The 19,853-nt window shown below is 42.2% G+C and carries 13 protein-coding genes; 5 read left to right on the forward strand and 8 right to left on the reverse strand.

The features are described 5' to 3' along the window. Positions 1-191: 191 nt before the first annotated feature. Positions 192-2,015: an ABC transporter ATP-binding protein gene (locus ACH11B_RS08345; protein ID WP_377613240.1), complete on the forward strand. Its 1,824-nt coding sequence runs from the start codon at positions 192-194 to the stop codon at positions 2,013-2,015. A gap of 111 nt (positions 2,016-2,126) precedes the next feature. Here ACH11B_RS08345 and infB read toward each other — a convergent pair whose 3' ends face one another. The 3 genes from infB to rimP form a co-directional block, all read right to left on the reverse strand. Then, positions 2,127-5,165, reverse strand: coding sequence for a translation initiation factor IF-2 (infB, locus tag ACH11B_RS08350; RefSeq protein ID WP_130854470.1), 3,039 nt, complete (start codon positions 5,163-5,165; stop codon positions 2,127-2,129). A gap of 113 nt (positions 5,166-5,278) precedes the next feature. Beyond that, positions 5,279-6,514, reverse strand: a complete 1,236-nt coding sequence (gene nusA / locus ACH11B_RS08355; RefSeq protein ID WP_013664898.1) for a transcription termination factor NusA — start codon at positions 6,512-6,514, stop codon at positions 5,279-5,281. Position 6,515: 1 nt separating this feature from the next. Continuing rightward, positions 6,516-6,980, reverse strand: coding sequence for a ribosome assembly cofactor RimP (gene rimP / locus ACH11B_RS08360; protein ID WP_130854469.1), 465 nt, complete (start codon positions 6,978-6,980; stop codon positions 6,516-6,518). A gap of 191 nt (positions 6,981-7,171) precedes the next feature. On the opposite strand from rimP, the gene ACH11B_RS08365 reads away from it, so the two are divergent. Together ACH11B_RS08365 and ACH11B_RS08370 are read left to right on the forward strand one after the other, a co-directional pair. Then, on the forward strand, positions 7,172-7,522 hold the full coding sequence (locus ACH11B_RS08365; protein ID WP_377613241.1) for a phage holin family protein: 351 nt from the start codon (positions 7,172-7,174) through the stop codon (positions 7,520-7,522). 50 nt (positions 7,523-7,572) lie between these two features. Further along, on the forward strand, positions 7,573-8,703 hold the full coding sequence (locus ACH11B_RS08370) for a lactonase family protein (RefSeq protein ID WP_013664901.1): 1,131 nt from the start codon (positions 7,573-7,575) through the stop codon (positions 8,701-8,703). 53 nt (positions 8,704-8,756) lie between these two features. Here ACH11B_RS08370 and bshA read toward each other — a convergent pair whose 3' ends face one another. Both bshA and ACH11B_RS08380 read right to left on the reverse strand, forming a co-directional pair. Then, positions 8,757-9,899, reverse strand: a complete 1,143-nt coding sequence (bshA, locus tag ACH11B_RS08375; RefSeq protein WP_130854468.1) for an N-acetyl-alpha-D-glucosaminyl L-malate synthase BshA — start codon at positions 9,897-9,899, stop codon at positions 8,757-8,759. Between the two features lie 145 nt (positions 9,900-10,044). Next, positions 10,045-11,859 (reverse strand): serine hydrolase, encoded by a 1,815-nt coding sequence (locus ACH11B_RS08380; RefSeq protein WP_013664903.1) that lies wholly within the window; start codon positions 11,857-11,859, stop codon positions 10,045-10,047. A 258-nt stretch (positions 11,860-12,117) separates the two neighbouring features. Here ACH11B_RS08380 and ACH11B_RS08385 point away from each other — a divergent pair, with 258 nt between their 5' ends. Next, entirely contained in the window at positions 12,118-14,475 is a 2,358-nt protein-coding gene (locus tag ACH11B_RS08385; protein WP_377613242.1) for an OstA-like protein, read from the forward strand. A 124-nt stretch (positions 14,476-14,599) separates the two neighbouring features. Next, the gene (locus ACH11B_RS08390) at positions 14,600-16,750 is read left to right on the forward strand and encodes a S46 family peptidase (protein WP_013664905.1); all 2,151 of its coding nucleotides are present in this window, start codon (positions 14,600-14,602) and stop codon (positions 16,748-16,750) included. A gap of 33 nt (positions 16,751-16,783) precedes the next feature. Here the strand turns inward: ACH11B_RS08390 and miaA are convergent, their stop codons facing one another. The 3 genes from miaA to ACH11B_RS08405 form a co-directional block, all read right to left on the reverse strand. Next, entirely contained in the window at positions 16,784-17,695 is a 912-nt protein-coding gene (gene miaA, locus ACH11B_RS08395) for a tRNA (adenosine(37)-N6)-dimethylallyltransferase MiaA (protein ID WP_013664906.1), read from the reverse strand. Beyond that, positions 17,674-18,831 carry a Gfo/Idh/MocA family protein gene (locus ACH11B_RS08400; RefSeq protein ID WP_013664907.1) on the reverse strand — a complete coding sequence of 386 codons (1,158 nt, stop codon included), beginning with the start codon at positions 18,829-18,831 and terminating at the stop codon, positions 17,674-17,676. The genes miaA and ACH11B_RS08400 overlap by 22 nt, the downstream gene beginning before the upstream one ends. Before the next feature lie 182 nt (positions 18,832-19,013). Then, complete coding sequence (locus ACH11B_RS08405; RefSeq protein ID WP_013664908.1) at positions 19,014-19,802, reverse strand: hypothetical protein; 789 nt, start codon at positions 19,800-19,802, stop codon at positions 19,014-19,016. Positions 19,803-19,853 lie beyond the last annotated feature (51 nt).

The following is a 19,853-nucleotide window of genomic DNA, read 5'->3' on the forward strand; positions in this document are numbered from 1 at the left end:
CATCTGTTTTAAGCGGCCTAATTTACTAAAATAGTTGCGTTATTGACGTCAGAACTTGCTGAACTTTTTTGTTTCCGGAAGTAACGTAAATATCTGCATGTTTTATATGTATGTTGATCAACTTTTTACGTTCTATTACCGGAGTATTTAAGCTTTTTCTTACCTTTGGACTTTTGGTTTAAAAACATTGAATGAAAACCTATCTAAGATTACTGTCTTTTGCAAAACCCATTGAGAAATACGCTATACCCTATATTATCTGTACGCTTATTACTGTCTTCTTCGGAACACTGAATTTAGCCCTTCTTATCCCCTTACTTAATACGCTATTTATTGAAGGGGAAAGGGTGGAGGTTGTGAGCAAACCGGATAACTGGTATAACTTAATTGATCATTTTAATTATTACGCGCAGGAATTGAGTCATCAATTCGGGCCTTACGGAACTTTGCAACGTGTATTAATCGTCATTGTTGCTTCGGTGTTTGTCAGTAATCTCTTTCGCTACTTCGCGCAACGGATTATGGAGAACCTTCGAATCCATACGCTGCTGAATCTCCGAAAAACGGTTTTTGATAACGTAATGGATCTGCACGTCGGATACTTTAATAATCAACGAAAAGGAGATATCATTTCTAAAATTGCTTCTGACGTACAAGTTGTGCAATTTTCCGTGACAGCTACGCTGCAAGTTGTTTTTAAGGAGCCATTGCAATTGCTGTTTTACATCATTTGGCTATTTGCGATTAGTTATAAGCTAACTTTCTTTGCCATTTTGGTTATTCCCGTGTCTGCGTTCATCATCTCTTTAATTGTTAGGCGATTGAAGGAGCAAGCAACGGAGGCGCAGCAGGTATATGGTAGAATGATCAGTTATCTGGATGAGGCTTTATCGGGTGTGAAAATTATTAAGGCTTTTAACGCTACATCCTATGTAAAGGGAAGGTTCCATGATGAAAATGTGTATTATTCCAAATTGGGTAGGAGAATGGCCAGACGGCAACAGCTAGGATCGCCGGTATCGGAGCTGCTGGGGATTTTAATGGTAGCGGCGCTAGTACTTTATGGGGGTAATCTGGTGCTTACGGGGAGTGAGGAATTGGATGCAGCTTCTTTCATCGCCTATATTGCTATGTTCTCCCAAGTGATGCGACCAGCGAAAGCGATTACCGACTCTTTTAGTAATATTCACTCGGGGATTGCAGCAGGCGAACGTGTGTTGGAGTTAATCGATGAGCGACCTGCCATACAAGATGCATCCAATGCAATCGCTATTACTGATTTTAAAGAGGGTATCGCGTTCAAAAACGTAAGCTTTTCGTACCAGGATAAAAAGGTGCTAAACAATATAACCTTTGATATTCCAAAAGGAAAAACAGTTGCCCTGGTTGGCCCTTCCGGTGGCGGAAAATCCACGCTTATGGATTTAGTTCCCCGGTTCCAGGATGTTCAGTCGGGCGAGATTACTTTCGATGGTATAAACATTAAGGATGTTCAAAGCAATTCGTTGCGATCCTTAATGGGGACAGTGAACCAAGAATCGATTTTATTCAATGATACCGTATTTAACAACATCGCATTTGGCGTGCTGGATGCAACGCTGGACCAAGTGATGGCGGCAGCGAAAATTGCGAATGCACATGATTTTATAGAGGCTACTGAAAATGGATATTATACCAATATCGGTGATCGAGGGGTTAAATTATCAGGTGGGCAGAGACAACGAATTTGTATAGCAAGGGCTGTTTTACGCAATCCACCTATCTTGCTTTTGGATGAGGCAACTTCCGCCTTGGATACGGAGTCGGAAAAATTGGTCCAAGATGCTTTAAATAAATTAATGCATAGCCGAACCACCTTGGTGATTGCGCATCGACTCAGCACGATTCAGTCCGCGGACGTTATTATTGTTCTGGAATCCGGTACGATTGTAGAACAGGGTAACCATAACGAGCTGATTGCTCGAAATGGTTTGTACAAACGTTTGGTTGATATGCAGCAGTTTGAAGAAGTATAGATAGCCTTGATCTTTTTTCTTATGCAGATAGGATGTCTTCCGAAGAAGTCGGCTAAATAAAAAAGGGGTTTTCCAATCGAAAAACCCCTTTTTATTTATAGAAGAGCTTCTTTATAATTTTCTCTTTACTTCTACTTGTTCATAAGCCTCCACAATATCGCCTACTTTGATATCGTTAAAGTTTTGAATACTCAATCCACACTCATAGCCTTGAGATACTTCTTTAACATCATCTTTGTAGCGTTTTAAGGAAGCTAACTTGCCTGAATAAACAACCACGCCGTCGCGGATTAACCGGATATCGTGATTACGGTTTATTTTTCCATCCAGCACCATACATCCCGCGATCGTACCTACCTTACTGATTTTAAAGGTCTCCCTAATCTCTACGTTGGCAACAATCTTCTCTTCAAATTTAGGAGCTAACATGCCTTCCATCGCGGCTTTTAGTTCTTCAATCGCATCGTAAATGATCGAATATAAGCGGATATCAATCTGTTCTTGTTCAGCTAACTTACGAGCATTTTGAGAAGGTCTTACCTGGAAACCAATTATAATCGCATCAGAAGCAGACGCTAATAGAACATCAGATTCCGAGATCTGTCCAACAGACTTATGTATAATGTTTACTTGGATCTCTTCTGTGGATAACTTCAGTAAAGAGTCTGATAAAGCTTCGATAGAACCATCCACATCACCTTTCACAATTACATTGAGCTCTTTGAAGTTTCCAATAGCCAAACGGCGACCGATTTCATCCAAGGTAATGTGTTTCTGTGTGCGGAGCCCTTGCTCACGTTGTAACTGTAGACGCTTATTTGCAATCTGCCTGGCTTCAGCTTCACTTTCGAGCACATAAAATTTGTCCCCCGCCGTTGGCGCTCCGTTCATTCCCAATATTTGAATAGGAGTAGAAGGCCCCGCTTCAGTCACTTTCTGGCCACGCTCGTTGGTAAGTGCTTTTACTTTACCACTATGAGACCCTGCTAAGATCGGATCCCCAACACGTAAAGTACCTCCTTGAATCAACACGGTGGTTACAATACCTCTACCTTTATCGAGTGCGGCTTCTACAACCGAACCCACGGCACGTTTCTTCGGATCCGCTTTTAGATCAAGCATCTCTGCTTCCAGAAGCACTTTTTCCAATAATAAATCAACATTTAAACCAGTCTTACCGGAAATCTCTTGGGCCTGATACTTTCCTCCCCAATCTTCCACTAAAATATTCATGGTAGAAAGCTGCTCCCTGATTTTATCCGCGTTTGCCCCAGGTTTGTCGATTTTTGTAAAGGCGAATACTATTGGTACACCTGCAGCCTGTGCGTGATTGATGGCCTCTTTGGTTTGTGGCATCACGCTATCATCTGCTGCAATTACGATAATGGCTATATCAGTTATTTTGGCACCACGAGCACGCATCGCTGTAAACGCTTCGTGTCCAGGTGTATCCAAGAAAGTTATTTTTCTTCCATCATCCAATTTAACGGCGTATGCTCCAATATGTTGGGTAATACCTCCGGCTTCGCCTCCGATCACATTCGTTTTCCGGATATAATCCAGTAGTGAGGTCTTACCATGGTCGACGTGTCCCATTACCGTAACAATAGGTGCGCGTTGCACCAAGTTATCGGGATTATCGTCCTCTTCTAAGGAATGGGTCTCCTCATCTTCCGGTTTAACAAATTCAACTTCGTAACCAAATTCATCAGCCACAATTGTCAAAGTTTCTGCATCAAGCCGTTGATTAATCGAAGCAAAAATTCCCAAACTCATACACGTTGAGATAACCTGCGTTACCGAAACATCCATCATGTTGGCCAGGTCATTCGCAGTAACAAATTCCGTCACACGAAGAACCTTTGATTGCATCTCCCTTTCTAAAGCTGCTTCCTCAGCAGATAAAGCTACATCATCCCGTTTTTGACGTCGTAATTTTGCTCGTTGGGCAAATTTACCGGATTTACCCGCTCCACTGAGACGGGCAAGCGTTGCTTTTATTTGATCTTGTATTTCTTTTTCCGAAGGTTCTTCCTTCGGCGTCTCAACGTGACGTCCGCGTCCCTTAAAATCATGCTTTCCTTTACCACCGCGCTGATCGGGTCGTTGTCCCCCTTGGTTTGGACCTTGATTTTGTCCCTGACCCGGGTGAGGACGATTTTGCGTTTGACCACCTCCGGCAGGTTGGCCGCCCCGTTGTTGTTGCGTATTATCCCCTTGATTGCGATTCTGATTCCCTCCAAGCGTATTACGCTTACGTTTCCGTTTGTGGTCAGATAAACTACCGGCACCGGAAGAAGAAGCAATCGGCTGATCCTTGCGTTTTTGAGGAGAAGTGGGCAACTCGATTTTACCAATCACTTTAGGTCCGCTTAAATGCTCGGCCCGAGCTCTGATAACCTCATTTTGTGGAGCCGGTTCCTTTTCCGGTTCTTTCGGCCCCGGTGCATTTGCCTTTACTTCTTCGGCTTTTGGTTGCTCCTTTTGTTCTATTGGGGCTTGTTCCTGTTTTTTGGGTTCCTCCTGTACAGCTGCAGGTTTTTCTTCCGTAACAGATGCACTTTTCGGAGTTTCAACCGGTTGCTCCGGTTTTTGTTCCGCAGCCGGAGCCGGTGTTTCGCCGGTTTGTTCTGCCTTGGGTTCTTCTCTGTTATAAGGCTTTTTATCGGGCCTACTCCGCTGATTAAGGCTAGAAAGATCGATTTTTCCAACTACCTTAACACCCATGGTAGGCTCAGAACTTGGTTCTTTGGCCTTATCTTGTTGCTCATCTGTAGTAGAAGGTTCCTTTTGCTGAGGTTTGTAAGCATTCGCTTTGGTATCCTCAACAGAAGGAGAGAAAGCGCTATTATTTTTAATTAATATCTCATCATTTTCAACCTCAGGCTGCGTTGCTTTTGATGCAGTTGTTTCAATAGGAGCCTCCTCGCGACGAATCTTTCCAATCACAATCTGATTGGCTTCCTCTTTCACGATCTTATCCCCTTGAAACTCTCGCAGAAGAACTTCATACATGTCTCGGTCTAACTTAGTGTTAGGTTTAGCTTCAATTTCATAGCCTTTCTTTGCCAGAAAATCAACCGCTGTACCAATTCCGATATTCAGTTCTTTTGCAGCTTTCAGTAAGTTTATGCTTTTACCTTCTGTCATTTAATCTATTTACCTCTTAATTTATTACGTGATATTACAAAAGTATACTTTTTAGTTGTTTATTACTAAAATAATAAACAAAGCATTCTTTTGTTTGTGCGCGCTCCGCCGAATTATTCAAATTCCGAACGTAAGACCTGCACTACTTCTTGTATTGTGTTTTCTTCTAAATCAGTACGACGCACCAGCTCGTCCATTGATAAGGCTAATACCGATTTTGCCGTATCTAATCCAACACGCTTGAACTCATCGAGAATCCAACCGTCAATTTCATCTGCAAATTCTTCCAAATCCACATCTTCATCATTCTCGTCACTCTCTCTATACACGTCAATCTCATACCCGGTTAGTTTACCCGCCAACTTAATATTATGCCCGCCACGGCCAATAGCAAGTGACACTTGATCAGACTGCAAATAAACAGCAGCTCTTTTCTCTTCATCATCTAATTTAATAGAACTGATTCTTGCCGGACTTAACGCACGTTGTATGTACAGGGAAATATTGTTCGTGAAATTGATCACGTCGATATTTTCATTGCGCAATTCACGAACAATTCCATGAATACGAGAACCTTTCATCCCTACACAGGCTCCTACCGGATCGATACGATCATCGTATGATTCAACGGCAACTTTTGCCCGCTCACCCGGTTCGCGAACGATTTTCTTAATGGTGATCAACCCATCGAAGATTTCGGGAACCTCCAGTTCAAATAATCGTTGTAAAAATTCAGGAGCGGTACGTGAAATGATGATTTTAGGAGTCGTATTCATCATGTCTACCTTATAAACTACCGCACGGATCGTATCCCCTTTCTTGAAATAATCGGCCGGAATTTGCTCAGTTTTAGGTAAGATTAATTCGTTCCCCTCGTCGTCCAAAACCAAGGTCTCTTTTTTCCATATTTGGTATACCTCGCCGGTGACGATCTCACCTACACGGTCTTTATACTTCTTAAAGATTTCGTCCTTTTCAAGTTCCAGTACCTTCGAAACCAAGGTTTGTCTTGCCGCAAGAATCGCTCTTCTTCCAAAGCTCTCCAAGGTGATCTCTTCAATGAAATCATCACCGATTTCTAAATCCGGATCTACTTTGCGAGCTTCCGCAAGTTCGATTTCCAAATCGTCGTCTTCGGAAAATTCATCCTCCACAACTGTTCTTGTGCGCCAAATTTCTAAGTCACCGTTATCCGGATTAACAATTACATCGCAGTTTTCATCTGTGCCGAAACGCTTACGTATCATGCTTCTGAATACTTCTTCCAGCACACTTATCACCGTCGGGCGGTCAATATTTTTGAAGTCTTTAAACTCCTGAAATGAGTCTATTAAATTTATATTGCTCATTTTATTTAAATGAAATTAAAACCTTTGTTTCTATGATTTGATCCAGTGGAACCACTGTTTCCACTTGTATTGCTTTTTTGCCTTTTTCCTTGATTGTTTCTGCTAACTTCATCTCTTTTTCCGATGCCGCTAGTAGGGTGCCTTCTCGTTTTGAACCATCCGCCATTTTTAGTGTGATGGACCGGCCAATATTTTTTTGATATTGACGGAGTAATTTTAATGGAGTGTCTATGCCCGGTGATGACACTTCAAGATTATACGCATTCTCTATCGCGTTTTCCTCTTCTAAATGATAACCAACGTGTCTACTGATGGCTGCGCAATCCTGAATAGTTATTCCCTGATCTCCATCCATGTGAATAATCAGTTTGCCATTACTGTGCATTTTAACGTCTACCAGAAATAAGTCCGGACGATCCGCAATCTTTTCTTCTACTAATTCTGTTACCCTTTTCTCGATGCCCATAGTGAATTTACAAATTTCTTGTAATAAAAAGAGGGGACCATGCTGTCCCCTCTTTCATCAAGATATGCAAATGTACGACAAATTATTTAATAATTCAAATAGTTGATTTTCTTGATACAACGAAATACAGGATAGATTTTTTAAACATTTTCGGTCTAAACTCGTTTGTGTAATAGCTAAAGAAAAAATGTATGAGATTTATCATTGAATTAATTATTACCGGTTTAGCCGTTATGGGAGCGGCTTACGTTGTTCCCGGAGCGGAAGTTTCCGGTTTTTGGAGTGCCATGCTTGCCGGCATATTGATTGCTTTGACCAATGCTACGGTAGGTACAATCCTACGCTTTTTTACCTTGCCCTTGAATATCTTAACCTTGGGCTTAATATCTTTTATTATCACTGTTCTGATGGTCATGTTAGTCAGTAGCATCATGAGTGGATTTTCGGTCAGTGGCTTTTTCTCGGCCATGTTCTTCGCTATTTTAACAGCCGTTATTCAAATGATTTTGAGCAGCCTTTTCGGGACGAATCGCGAAAATTAATTGATGGTACTTAATATTTTATGTATACTTGGTTTTATAAAACATCATTTATGAAACCTGTTAATATATGCCGCTTGTTAGGTTGCATGATTTTATTGCCCATGGTATTAAAAGCTCAAACAAAAACGATTAATGTTCTTATTGGAACCTATACCAATACAGGCAAAAGCAAAGGGATTTATGTGTACTCTTTTGATCCAAGTTCCGGGAGCTTAACGTATAAAAATGAGGTTGCGTCGTCTGACCCGTCCTTTTTGGCATTGAGTGCCGACAAGAAATACCTCTATGCCGTGAACGAATTAAATACCGGGGAAGGAGCGGTTAGTGCGTTTAAATATCATCCTACGGATGGTAAACTTGTTTTACTGAATACACAACTAACGCATGGCGACAGCCCCTGTCATGTCATAGTAGATCAAAAAGATAACCATGTGGTGGTATCCAACTATTCCGGCGGAAGCCTTACCGTTTTTGGAGTTCAACCTGATGGCAGTTTGACGGAAAAAGTCCAATTGATAAAGCATGAAGGAAGCGGGCCGAATAAAAGTAGACAAGAAAAGCCTCACGTTCATTCGGCAACTTTGTCGCCCGATGGAAGATTCCTATTGGTACAAGATCTCGGTACTGATCGTATTAATGTATATGGTTATGACGCATTGAATAAAAACGCACCGCTATCAACAGAAGCAAAAGTCGCGAAGGCGTCTCCGGGCAGTGGTCCACGACATATTACGTTCGCTAAGGATGGAAGATATGTTTACCTTGTTCAGGAAATGAAGGCTGCTGTTACGGTTTATGCTTATAGTGATGGGCAATTAACAGCTATACAGGAAATTAGTATGTTGCCGCCTTCTTATAAGGGAGATGTTGGAGCAGCAGATATTCATATATCGCCGGATGGTAAATTCTTATATGCCTCGAATCGGGGCGAAGCCAATGATATGGCGATTTATGCCATTAACAAGGAGGATGGGAAACTATCTTATGTTGGAAATCAGTCGGTAGAAGGTAAGGGGCCGCGAAATTTTGCTATTTCTCCCGACGGAAAGCATCTTTTGGTGGCAAACCAATACACCGATGATGTCATTGTATTCGCACGCGATGAGCAGACAGGTAGATTAAAAAACACAGGAAACCGTATAGAAATAGGGGCGCCGGTTTGTGTGCTGTTTGATGAATAGTGGTTAACTCATAAAACAAGTAAGGAGGTTCCTCGTGGAACCTCCTTACTTGTTTATATAACACTCGCTTTTACTTGATCGATTACTTCCTGGTAATAATTCTCGTAAACCGGTAAAATTAATCCTAAATCAAATTCCTTAGCGCGCGCTAAAGCAGCTGCTTTGAATGTTGCCAGCCGGTCGTTATCTTCAAGTATATAAACCGCGTGGGCTGCCATGCGATCAATATCACCCACGTCATCCAGAAAGCCCGTTACACCATCCACATTCAGTTCCGGTAAACCGCCTGCATTGGACGAAACAACCGGCACACTGCAAGCCATTGCTTCCAAGGCTGCTAAACCAAAACTCTCTGACTCGGACGGCATCATAAAGAGATCCGCAACCGAAAGTATTTCTTCAATGGCGTCCTGCTTCCCTAAAAAGCGCACATCGTTACAAACACCTAAATCTCGGCAGAGCTGTTCCGCATTTACCCGATCGGGCCCGTCACCTACCATTAAAAGCTTACATCGTACCTTTTCCTGGATTTTTTGGAAGACTTTGATCACATCGGATGTCCGCTTTACTCTTCTAAAGTTCGATGTATGGACTAAAATGCGCTCGTCACCGGGGGCGATGGCTTTTTTGAAATGCTCGCGGGGCTTTAAGCTAAACCGCGTCAAATCGATAAAATTAGGGATCACCCGGATATCTTTGGCTACTTCAAAATGTTTGATGGTGTCTTCTTTCAAATTGGTGGATACCGCAGTGACACCGTCCGACTGATTGATCGAAAAGGTGACTACCGGATTATAACTTGGATCTTTTCCCACCAAGGTAATGTCGGTTCCGTGAAGCGTCGTAACTACCGGAATGCGAATCCCATAGGTTTCCAGTATCTGCTTGGCCATGAAAGCCGCAGAAGCGTGCGGTATCGCATAATGTACATGTAATAGATCGAGTTTTTCGAAGCGGACTACATCAACCAGTTTACTGGCTAAAGCCAATTCATACGGCGGGAAATCGAATAGCGGATATTTGGATATACTTACCTCGTGGTAAAATAAATTCGCAGAGAAGAAATCAAGTCGCGCGGGTTGACTGTACGTAATAAAATGTACCTGATGCCCATTAGCGGCCAAGCCCTTGCCCAATTCGGTAGCCACCACACCGCTACCTCCAAATGTTGGGTAACATACAATACCTATCTTCATTTGATAATACAATAAGTTTTATAACAACTGACGATAAACAATGGATGTAACTAAATAATATGCACCCAATTGCATGATTCATCGTTCAATGTGGCTGCAAATTAAACGTTATTTTCTGTAGTAATTGTTAAGTCTATGTCAAGTATTATTCGAGCCCCTTAGCAATCGCTTCGTAAATTACATCCTGAATCCTGGAACGAATATTTAGCTCATACAACTTGTTTGTTACGCTCGGATGAACACGATTTGATAGAAAAATGTAAGTCAATTGATGTTCCGGATCTATCCAAATGCAAGTGCCTGTGTAACCCGTATGGCCGTAGGTCGCAGCTGAAGCCAATGCAGAAGGATAAGCTTTGCTTGTGTCAGGATCTTTCCGATCAAATCCCAGGCCTCTTCTGCTAACGGTTGATTGTTTGCCGGTAAATTCTTCAACAATCCGTGGGGCAAAGTAAATCTCGCCTCCATAAGTGCCTTTGTTCAGTAGCATTTGTCCATAAATAGCTAAGTCGTTTGCCGTACTGAATATTCCGGCATGCCCGGCAACCCCATTGGCCATGGCTGCACCTTGGTCATGTACATAGCCTTGTAGAAGTGTGTCCCTAAAATACGTATCCCGTTCGGTCGGTACGATTTCTTCTTTCGCAAAACGTCGTCGCGGATTGTAACCGGTTTTATACATGCCCAAAGGTTGATAGAATTGTTCCTGTACATAGGTTTCAATAGGCTCAGAGGCTTGCTGTTCAACTACCTCCTTCATTACATACATACTAATGTCGCTATAAACATATTTTCCGGGTGTTTCCAACTTCGATTGAAGCATTTCGGGCCACATAACTTTTCGGTAATAATCACTCAATAAATAGCGTCCATCAGCTATTTTTACATTGTGTGTAGCGGAGGAGTCGCTGCTGACATCTCCCGGTTTAAGATTTTTATAAAAGGGTATAAAGGGAACAAAACCTGCTTGATGGAGCATAACATCGCGTAATTTTACATTACTTTTATTGGTCTGTCTTGCCTGAAAAAGATAGTGGCCGATCGTTTGATTAAGGTCGATTTTTTTTTCTTCGTATAAGCGCATTACAGCTGGCGTGGTAGCTGTAATTTTGCTGATAGAAGCCATGTCAAAAATATCAGAAGTGAGTGTCGGTCGCTGTTTTTCATAAGTGTGGAAGCCGTAGGCCTCTTCAAAAATAACCGTACCGTTTTTTATGACCATCACAACGGCCCCGGGGGTAGCTTGTTCTGCAATGGCCTCCCTGACAATCTTACCTATTGGATCGGTCAAGTTTACGCTCTTTATTCCAACCGATTCAGGCAAATCGTAACCTAATCGTGTTTTAATGGTGGTAAAGCCGCTGCCTGCCGGGAAGCGGGGCGAAATGTTCGTCGTCAATTTCCCGGTAATGGCAATTCCGCCAAAAATAGCCGAGGCACTGTTTTGCGCGGCAATCACAGTGGTATCGGTCGACCAAATAATCGGAACATCAAGTTCATCGAGCAAAGCCAATTTTTGCGGCGAACCAAAACCGCAGATGATTACCTTCTTGCTCGCTATTTCATTTTTGATGAAGTCGAGTATCGTTTGACTGGCGGCTACATCTTTTGCAAGTTGAATAATAAGCAGGTTATGAAATTTTATCTGCTCACTTAATAGCTGCAAGGATGCCAGATTTGCATCTCCCAGATAAGTGTCAACAGAAGCATAACGAGATAACATAGTATTAAATTGGTTTGACTGTTCAAAACCCAGATCAATACTGGCTATCTTTAAATCTCTTAGTCCCTTAATAGGAACTAAGCCTGTCTGATTATTCAACGCGATCGTTTGGGATAAGCTTTGTTTTTTTTGAGCTAATACCTGCTGGATATCTTCTTGGTGCACGCTTTGCGCACAGGCATTAAGGGCAATTAAAAGAAAAATAAGAAGGAAAGAGAAGTGCTTTGGTATATACATAAGTTTGCTTTTATGATAATGATCGAACTTAGGCAAATTAACGGTTATATGCAATATGTAGAAATACATCGATAAAGTGTGTTCTTAATTATAAACGAGAAATCTTTGCTACGCTCGTATCCACGTGACGATTCGCGATCGAAAGTCTTTGTTAAAATTTCTTAAAACATTCCATCAAGCTATTTATTTAGGTACCTTTGCCAAGTGAAGAAATGTACTATACTGTTAACTTGGTTATGCTGTATACTTCCTTTTTTTGTGCAAGCGCAAAAGGAAGTAAGGTTAATCAGTTCACGGGATTATGAGGCGCGGAAGGAGTGGGGGGTCAATCGATTTTATAAACCTGTTTTTTTACATGAAGGTAGCACGCTATCAGCAGATAGTTCAGACTATAATCCGGAGGAACGCTTTTTTGATGCTTTTGGAAACGTCGTTATTACCCAGCCGAATGGTACGGTGGTATACGCCGATAAGCTTCACTATATAAAAGATGATCGAATTGCCATATTAACAAATAATGTGAGGATGGTAGATACAAAAGGTGCTGTCTTAACAACGAATCACCTTACCTATAACCTCAACTCGAAAATAGGGACCTATACCGGAGGTGGACGCATTGTCAACCAAAAGGATACTCTCAATAGTAAAATCGGTTACTACTTCGAAAACAGCTCGGATGCCTATTTTAGGCATGATGTAGTGGTCCGTACACCCGAGTCCAATATTTTTACGGATACGCTACGCTACAATTCGCTTTCAAAAATGGCCTACTTTTATGGCCCTACCAATATAAAAGGCAAAAACGGTGGTAACCTCTATACAGAAAACGGTGACTACCATACTGAAACCGACCGGGCACGTTTTGGAAAAAATAACCTGTACACCGAAGGAAGTAAATTTTTGCGTGGTGATAGCCTTTATTATGATGGTAAGCAGGGTTATGGACGGGCGATCAAGAATGTTGTATTTATTGATACGGTACAACAAGGAATTTTATATGGCCAGCGAGGTGTTTATCTAAAAAAGGACGAGAGTATTACCATGACGGATAAGGCCTATATGATTATGGTGGTAAATAACGACTCAACGGCCAAGAAGAGCTCGAAGGACAGCCTAGCTACTGATACTTTGGGACAGGATAATCTGCTGTTAGCTTCGCGAGATTCCATACGGAACGACTCCTTAGTTAATTCACCGAAATCCGGTACAGATTCGGTTTATATGGCTGCTGATACGTTGTATTCACGCGTCATTTTTTTGAGGGATTATAAACCTATTGAACTTAATTTGCGGCGGGATGGAGGCGATTTAGATGCGGAGGAAGAAGAGGATTTTACCGAAGCAGCTACCGATAGTTTGGGGAATGCATCCCTGGATTCAACCTCGACCGATTCTACCCAATTAGTTGGCATAGATAGTTTGAACCGGGTAAAAAAATCTGCTCTTTTGAGTGATAGTTTAAACGCTGAATCCGTATTAGACAGTACGATACGAATAAAGAAGCCTGATTTGTCGGCGGACTCTTTGATGAAGCTGGCTTCTGAAGATAGTACCTATAAAAAAGTACATGCAAAAGAGCTTAACGAAGAAGGTATTAAAAAGATGATTGCCAAGAGTACCAAGCTTCGTGATGATTCGATTGCCAAAACACAGCGGGAATTGATCAGCAGTGAGCTGGCGGCTGATAGTTTATTAATCGACTCCATCGGCAGCATTCCGAAGATAGGGCAGGCGGATAGCTCTTTATTATTGGCAAAAGCGTCGGCTTTGGATCGGTCGCCAAGAGATTCGAGTAACCTAGACACCGCTAGAACCCGGATTGTGAAGGCTTACCATCACATGCGTATTTTCAAATCGGATCTACAGGCACGTGCCGATTCGGCTTATTACGGTTATCCCGATTCTGTTATCAGATGTTATGGCAACCCCATGATCTGGGCACAGGGTTCGCAGCTATCCGGTGATACCATTTATATGCAACTGAAAAATCAAAAGCTAGATAATATGCTTTTAAAAAGCAATGCCTTTATCGTTAGTACACAACTCGATTCGGTTAAGTTTAATCAGGTAAAAGGGCGAAAGATTACCGGCTTCTTTACCGATAACAAACTAGCACTGATGTACGTTGACGGAAATGCTGAAAGCATTTACTACACACAGGAAGATAATAAGATAAATGGCATGACCAAAAGTATCGGTGCGCGAATAAAGATCCTATTTAATAACAACGAGGTTTCCGAAATACTCAATATCCGTAAAACCGAGACTAGCTATACGCCGGTTGCTGCATTTGATCCAGATAAAGAGATACTGCCTGGTTTCATTTGGAAACCAAAAGATAGACCAAAAAGCAAAGAAGAGATTATTAACCCCATTTCTATTGCCTCCGAACCTGTAGCAGACAGCACGGAAGGTTCGGCAAAGGACAGTTTGCAAGTCGATTCTACGCAATCTAAGAAAATGACAAAACAAATGCCAACCGTAAAGCGAAAAGAAGGAGTTAAAACGCCGGCACCCAATACGCCCAATAAAGAAAAAGATGCTGTGACTGCCCCCGAACAGAAGCAGCAGCCTGATAGCATAAAAAACAAAGAGAAAACCCTTATTAGCCAATAAGTAGGGGTATTTGCATAGCAGATAAATAAAATGCATCTTTGTTGCCTTACTTAACACCTTGTCGAGATCCAATTATTTAACCGATTAGTTGTCTCGGCAAAGAATATTACACACATAAAAACATATGAAAACGAAGAAAATTTGGTTCTTATTTTTGCTCTTACTTCCATTCACCGTTGTCAGAGCCGATGAAGGAATGTGGTTTCTCATGCATATTGACCGATTGAACCACCGGGATATGCAAAAGATGGGATTACAGCTGACATCTGAAGAAATCTATAGTATTAACCACTCAAGTTTAAAAGATGCCATTGTTCAATTCGGCGGAGGATGTACGGCTGAAATCGTTTCGAAAGACGGCTTAGTCTTGACTAACCATCACTGCGGATATGGTGCTATTGCTGAACTGTCTACGCCTGAGCACGACTATCTGACGAATGGCTTTTGGGCTCGAAGTAAGCAAGAAGAGTTAAAACCTAAATCGCTTTCCGTCCGCTTCTTTGTGCGGATGGACGACGTGTCAAAGCGTATCCTGAGTAAAGTGAATGACCAGATGAGCGAGTTTGAACGGGAGCAGGTAATTAATCGAGAAATTGCACGTATTGAACAGGAAAATAGTGAAGGAGGAAAATATGTAGTCTCTGTAAAATCGTTTTACAATGGCAACGAATACTACTACTTTGTATACCAAGATTATAATGATGTTAGATTGGTAGGCACACCGCCGAATAGCATAGGAAAGTTTGGAGGTGATACCGATAATTGGGAGTGGCCACGTCACACAGGCGATTTTTCGTTATTTCGCGTATATGCCGATAGAGAGGGTAATCCGGCCGAATACGACGAAAATAATGTTCCGTTAAAACCTAAGTATCACCTACCCGTCAGCTTGAAGGGTTTTCAGGAGAACGACTTTGCGATGATACTGGGTTATCCCGGGCGCACCAATCGGTGGATGCCTGCTGCCGGAATTGACCAAAATGTGAACTTTGCGTATCCGGCTTGGGTTGAAGCATCCAAAGTTGGTATGGATAACATGAAGAAGCATATGGATCAAAATCAGCAGGTAAAGCTTGAATATGCTTCAAAATACGCACAGGTCGCAAATTATTGGAAAAACAGGCAAGGAATGATTGATGCACTTAGCAAGCATCAAACCGCTGCCACCAAGCGAGCGGAAGAATCAAAATTCAACCAATGGGCAAACAAAAAAGACAATAAACCCCGATTTGGGAAGGTAATAGAGACCATCAATCGCTATTATGAATTAACTAACGAAAAAAGTCGTCATGATAATTACATGATGGGTATGTTACGTTCAAGTAACTTTGCCTCGCTGCCTTATGTTTTGGGAAGGGCGCTGTTAATTTATGCCGATGGTACCGATGCCAAAAAGGCGGAACTTAAGTCGAGCCTGAAAACAGAGATCGCAAGTCAATATGAGAAACTGTATCTGCCGTTGGAACAAGATGTATTGGCTGCGGAGTTGAATCTATATGCAAGCAAGGCTAAAGCAGGAGGCCTAGCTCCTCGTGTTGATTCTCTTAGTCGGGCAAACGGCGGCACTTTTAATAATTATATTAAGCAGGCATTTGAATCGAGTATATTTTCTTCAGAAGAGAAGCTGCTTACTTTTTTAACCAATCCGCAAGCGGAGCAGATCGAACAAGACCCACTCTTTCTTCTTTCATCTGATTTAATGACTCGGTATCGCTACACCGCTGAAGAGCAAAAGAAAGAAGAGGCTAATTTCCAGCGGGCATTTAGGTTGATGGTGGAAGGAATGCGCAAAGCTAACCCGAAAAAAATATATTACCCCGATGCCAATAGTACTTTGCGCTTAACGTATGGTAAAATAACCGCGCTTCCTGCCGATCCTCGAAATGATGCGAAAGAGAACTTCTACACAACGTTGAAAGGGACGATTGCAAAATACAAGCCAAAGGATGAAGAATTTGATCTCCCTCAAAGATTGATCGACCTGTATAAGACGAAAGATTTTGGGAGATATGCTGATCGTGCCGGGTATATGCCTGTAAATTTCCTCACCAATAACGATATAACCGGTGGAAACTCGGGGTCCCCGGTCATCAACGGAAAAGGGGAGTTAATCGGTATTGCTTTCGATGGTAATATAGAAGCAATGGCAGGCGATGTGATTTTTGATCAGCAACTCCAACGGACAATTGCCGTTGATATTCGCTACGTTTTGTTTATCATGGATAAGTTTGCAGGAGCGAAACATTTGGTGGATGAGATGACCCTTGCCGAATAATGGCAATTAATATTGTAAATAGGAGGCTGCTTTTTATGGAAGGCAGCCTTTTATTTTTTCTACATTTTCTGCAATTGCATTTCTTCCATCAAGCCAATGAATAGTGATGCCGTCTTTCTCCATCTTTCTGAAATAAGTCATTTGCCGCTTTGCAAAGCGATGGATTTCCGTATTTAACTTGGTAAATAGCTGATTTCTGTCTATTTCTCCTAATAGAAAAGCAGTTACATATTTATATTCCAAGCCATAAAATTTAAGCTTATCAGCCGGAACGCCCGCTTCGATTAGCCCCTGCACCTCTTCGATCAATCCTGCCGCCAGTCGTTGTTCCAACCGCTGTGTTATCTTAGCACGTCGATCATCCAGAGGTAATTGGATTCCAAAAACCCGCGCATCCAAATGCTGATGCCGATTAATTGGCTCATACGGATTGACCTTTAACCAGCTGGCTATTTCAATGGCTCTAATCAGCCGTTTTTTGGTGCTGATATCGGCCTTAAATCCAATAGGCTGTGGCAGAGATAAAAAGAACTTTTCCAGCTCCTCGATATCCTTTTCCAACAGATTCATTCGAAGATTATCATTCCGAGGAATGGAGGTGAATGCATATTGCTGTAACACTGATTGTATATACAAACCCGTTCCTCCGCACAGAATGGGCGTTTTGCCCTGTGCTTGTATATTAAACCAAGCTTCTTGAAAGTCGTCTTGAAAGTGGGCTACGTGATACGAATCGCCGGCATCACGGATATTAATTAAGTAATAATCGACACCCTTATATTCCACCAAATCTTTGCCGGTTCCAATATCCATGCCCCTGAATACCTGTCTTGAATCCGCGCTGATGATGGCGCCGTTTATTTCTTTAGCAAGGGCAACGGCCAGGGCAGTTTTCCCTGAAGCCGTTGGACCCAAAATGCATATTAAACCACGAACTTGGTCCATTTTTCATTGCTGGCATTACTAGCCACCACATTATCGATAAAGGCCATGCCGCGTACGCCATCTTCTACCGTAGGAAAATCTAACATTTCCGGAGTAGGCGTCTCGCCGTTTAACTTAGCAGACACGGTTAATACAAAGTTGCGGTAGATATTTCCAAAGGCTTCCAATAACCCCTCGGGGTGTCCGGAAGGAATCCGTGTATTATGTTTGGCAGCATTGCTTAAGTAAGCATTGCCCGTACGGTAAATCTGCTTCGGTTGATCAAGTAAATTCACATATAAACTATTTGGTTCTTCCTGGATCCATTCTAGCCCGCCCTCTTCACCATAAATTCTTATACGAATGGCGTTCTCCTCGCCCGCAGCAATTTGTGAAGCGATTAGTACGCCATTAGCGCCGTTGTCGAAACGTATAAGCACATTGCCATCATCATCTAATAAACGTCCTTCTACCAACGTGTTCAAGTCTGCACAGATGTCCGTAATTTTTAATCCGGTAATGTACTCAGCTAAGTGAGCGGCATGTGTGCCAATATCACCCATAGCCCCACTTTTGCCTGATCGTTTGGGGTCAGTCCGCCATGCTGCTTGCGCATTTCCTTCCCTTTCGCTCAAACGGCTTAGCCATCCTTGCGGGTATTCCACAATTACTTTTCTGATTTTACCAAGTTTATTTTCTTTCACCATGGCTCTTGCTTGCTTCACCATCGGATAACCACTATAGGTATGGGTAAGTGCCAATGTCAAACCCGTCTTTTCCACGAGGTCTCGTAATTGTTTTGCTTCTTCCAAAGTAAAAGTCATGGGTTTTTCGATAACCACATTAAAACCATTTTCCAGGGCGAGGCGAGCCGGATCGAAATGGACAAAATTGGGCGTAACTATTGTTACAAAATCCATTCGCACGTCTTCAGGTAGCTGACTTTCCTTTTCTATCATCTCTTGGTAAGTGCTGTAGACCCGACTTGGATCAACAAACAAGGCCTCTCCGGACTCTCTTGAGATTTCAGGATGTACACTAAAAGCACCGCAGACTAATTCGACTAAACCGTCCATTCGAGCGGCAATACGGTGTACTGAACCGATAAATGCATCAATACCACCGCCTACCATGCCCATACGAAGTTTTCTTTTCATTGCTATTATTTAATTAAATTGGTGTTGACATTAATACGAACACTTCCAAAAACCTTGTCTAATTGCTCGGCCTTAATGCTAAATTTGAGCCTTCGTCTCGGCCTTGCTCTTATTGTCGGCTTCGTCAAAAAAGGCGTTTTGGAAAATATCCACAAGTATTGGCCTAAAATAAAAAAAAGATCTTATAACACCTGACGCATTTTTATACTGCCCAGATTTTCTACCCAATGGACGGGATTATCCCGATTTATCCCTAAGTCGGCACATCCTTCATAATAACGAATCTTATCCGTGCCTTGAACCATAAAGCGTTGGGGAGGTAATAATCCTTCTGAGTGGAATCCTAGCTTTTCATAAATTTCTCCCGACGACCAATCCCGATCAACATAAGTCATGATGTCGCTGGGATGAAACGCTGTCGCGAAGCCTTTAAGCAGTTTGCTTAGGCCGCCTACAACCAGATGGCCGGACCGATTACAGAATCGCAACAATTCAAATGAACGGTGCTCGGGTGCCATGTCGCGCATTTTACGGCCGCTGCTAAATATCGCTATGGCCATTAACGTATCTCTATATAGAAGGCCATAGCGATATTTACCGGGAAGAGGCACCTGCAAATGATGTTCTTTTTGAAAAACCAAAGCTTCTTCTTTATTTATTCTAACCAAGGTAGTGCTACGCGCATAAACTCTGTTGGCTAAACCCAGCGCGGCCCGGATTCGAGCCATAACCACGTTGTTTCTGCTTAAAAATAAATCTTCGTCTAAATGTATTTGACGAGTAGCGAGAAGAGGTTCCTCTTTGTGTTTCACATCAAAATGGAGACTATTATAAAATTTGATGGACAAAACCCCCGACTCAACGATGACATTGGAAACGGTGGCAGATTGATCGACGATGGAGGCCGAAATACCGAACTCTTCTTTTAGTTGTTTTATTAATACATCGACACTTTTAGGCTCAGCTTCCATGCTGCAAACTTACTAAACTTGTATCTTTTCGTGCTTAATTATTTAAATGAA

The organism is Olivibacter sp. EAT-5 (assembly GCF_044784325.1).
Lineage (GTDB): Bacteria > Bacteroidota > Bacteroidia > Sphingobacteriales > Sphingobacteriaceae > Olivibacter > Olivibacter oleidegradans.

Coding starts and splice junctions, on each gene's coding strand:
- ACH11B_RS08365 (WP_377613241.1), top strand. CDS start 7,172: ATGAGATTTATCATTGAATTAATTATTACCGGTTTAGCCGTTATGGGA.
- infB (WP_130854470.1), bottom strand. CDS start 5,165: ATGACAGAAGGTAAAAGCATAAACTTACTGAAAGCTGCAAAAGAACTG.
- ACH11B_RS08390 (WP_013664905.1), top strand. CDS start 14,600: ATGAAAACGAAGAAAATTTGGTTCTTATTTTTGCTCTTACTTCCATTC.
- ACH11B_RS08345 (WP_377613240.1), top strand. CDS start 192: ATGAAAACCTATCTAAGATTACTGTCTTTTGCAAAACCCATTGAGAAA.
- miaA (WP_013664906.1), bottom strand. CDS start 17,695: ATGGACCAAGTTCGTGGTTTAATATGCATTTTGGGTCCAACGGCTTCA.
- ACH11B_RS08400 (WP_013664907.1), bottom strand. CDS start 18,831: ATGAAAAGAAAACTTCGTATGGGCATGGTAGGCGGTGGTATTGATGCA.
- ACH11B_RS08370 (WP_013664901.1), top strand. CDS start 7,573: ATGAAACCTGTTAATATATGCCGCTTGTTAGGTTGCATGATTTTATTG.
- rimP (WP_130854469.1), bottom strand. CDS start 6,980: ATGGGCATCGAGAAAAGGGTAACAGAATTAGTAGAAGAAAAGATTGCG.
- bshA (WP_130854468.1), bottom strand. CDS start 9,899: ATGAAGATAGGTATTGTATGTTACCCAACATTTGGAGGTAGCGGTGTG.
- ACH11B_RS08380 (WP_013664903.1), bottom strand. CDS start 11,859: ATGTATATACCAAAGCACTTCTCTTTCCTTCTTATTTTTCTTTTAATT.
- ACH11B_RS08405 (WP_013664908.1), bottom strand. CDS start 19,802: ATGGAAGCTGAGCCTAAAAGTGTCGATGTATTAATAAAACAACTAAAA.
- nusA (WP_013664898.1), bottom strand. CDS start 6,514: ATGAGCAATATAAATTTAATAGACTCATTTCAGGAGTTTAAAGACTTC.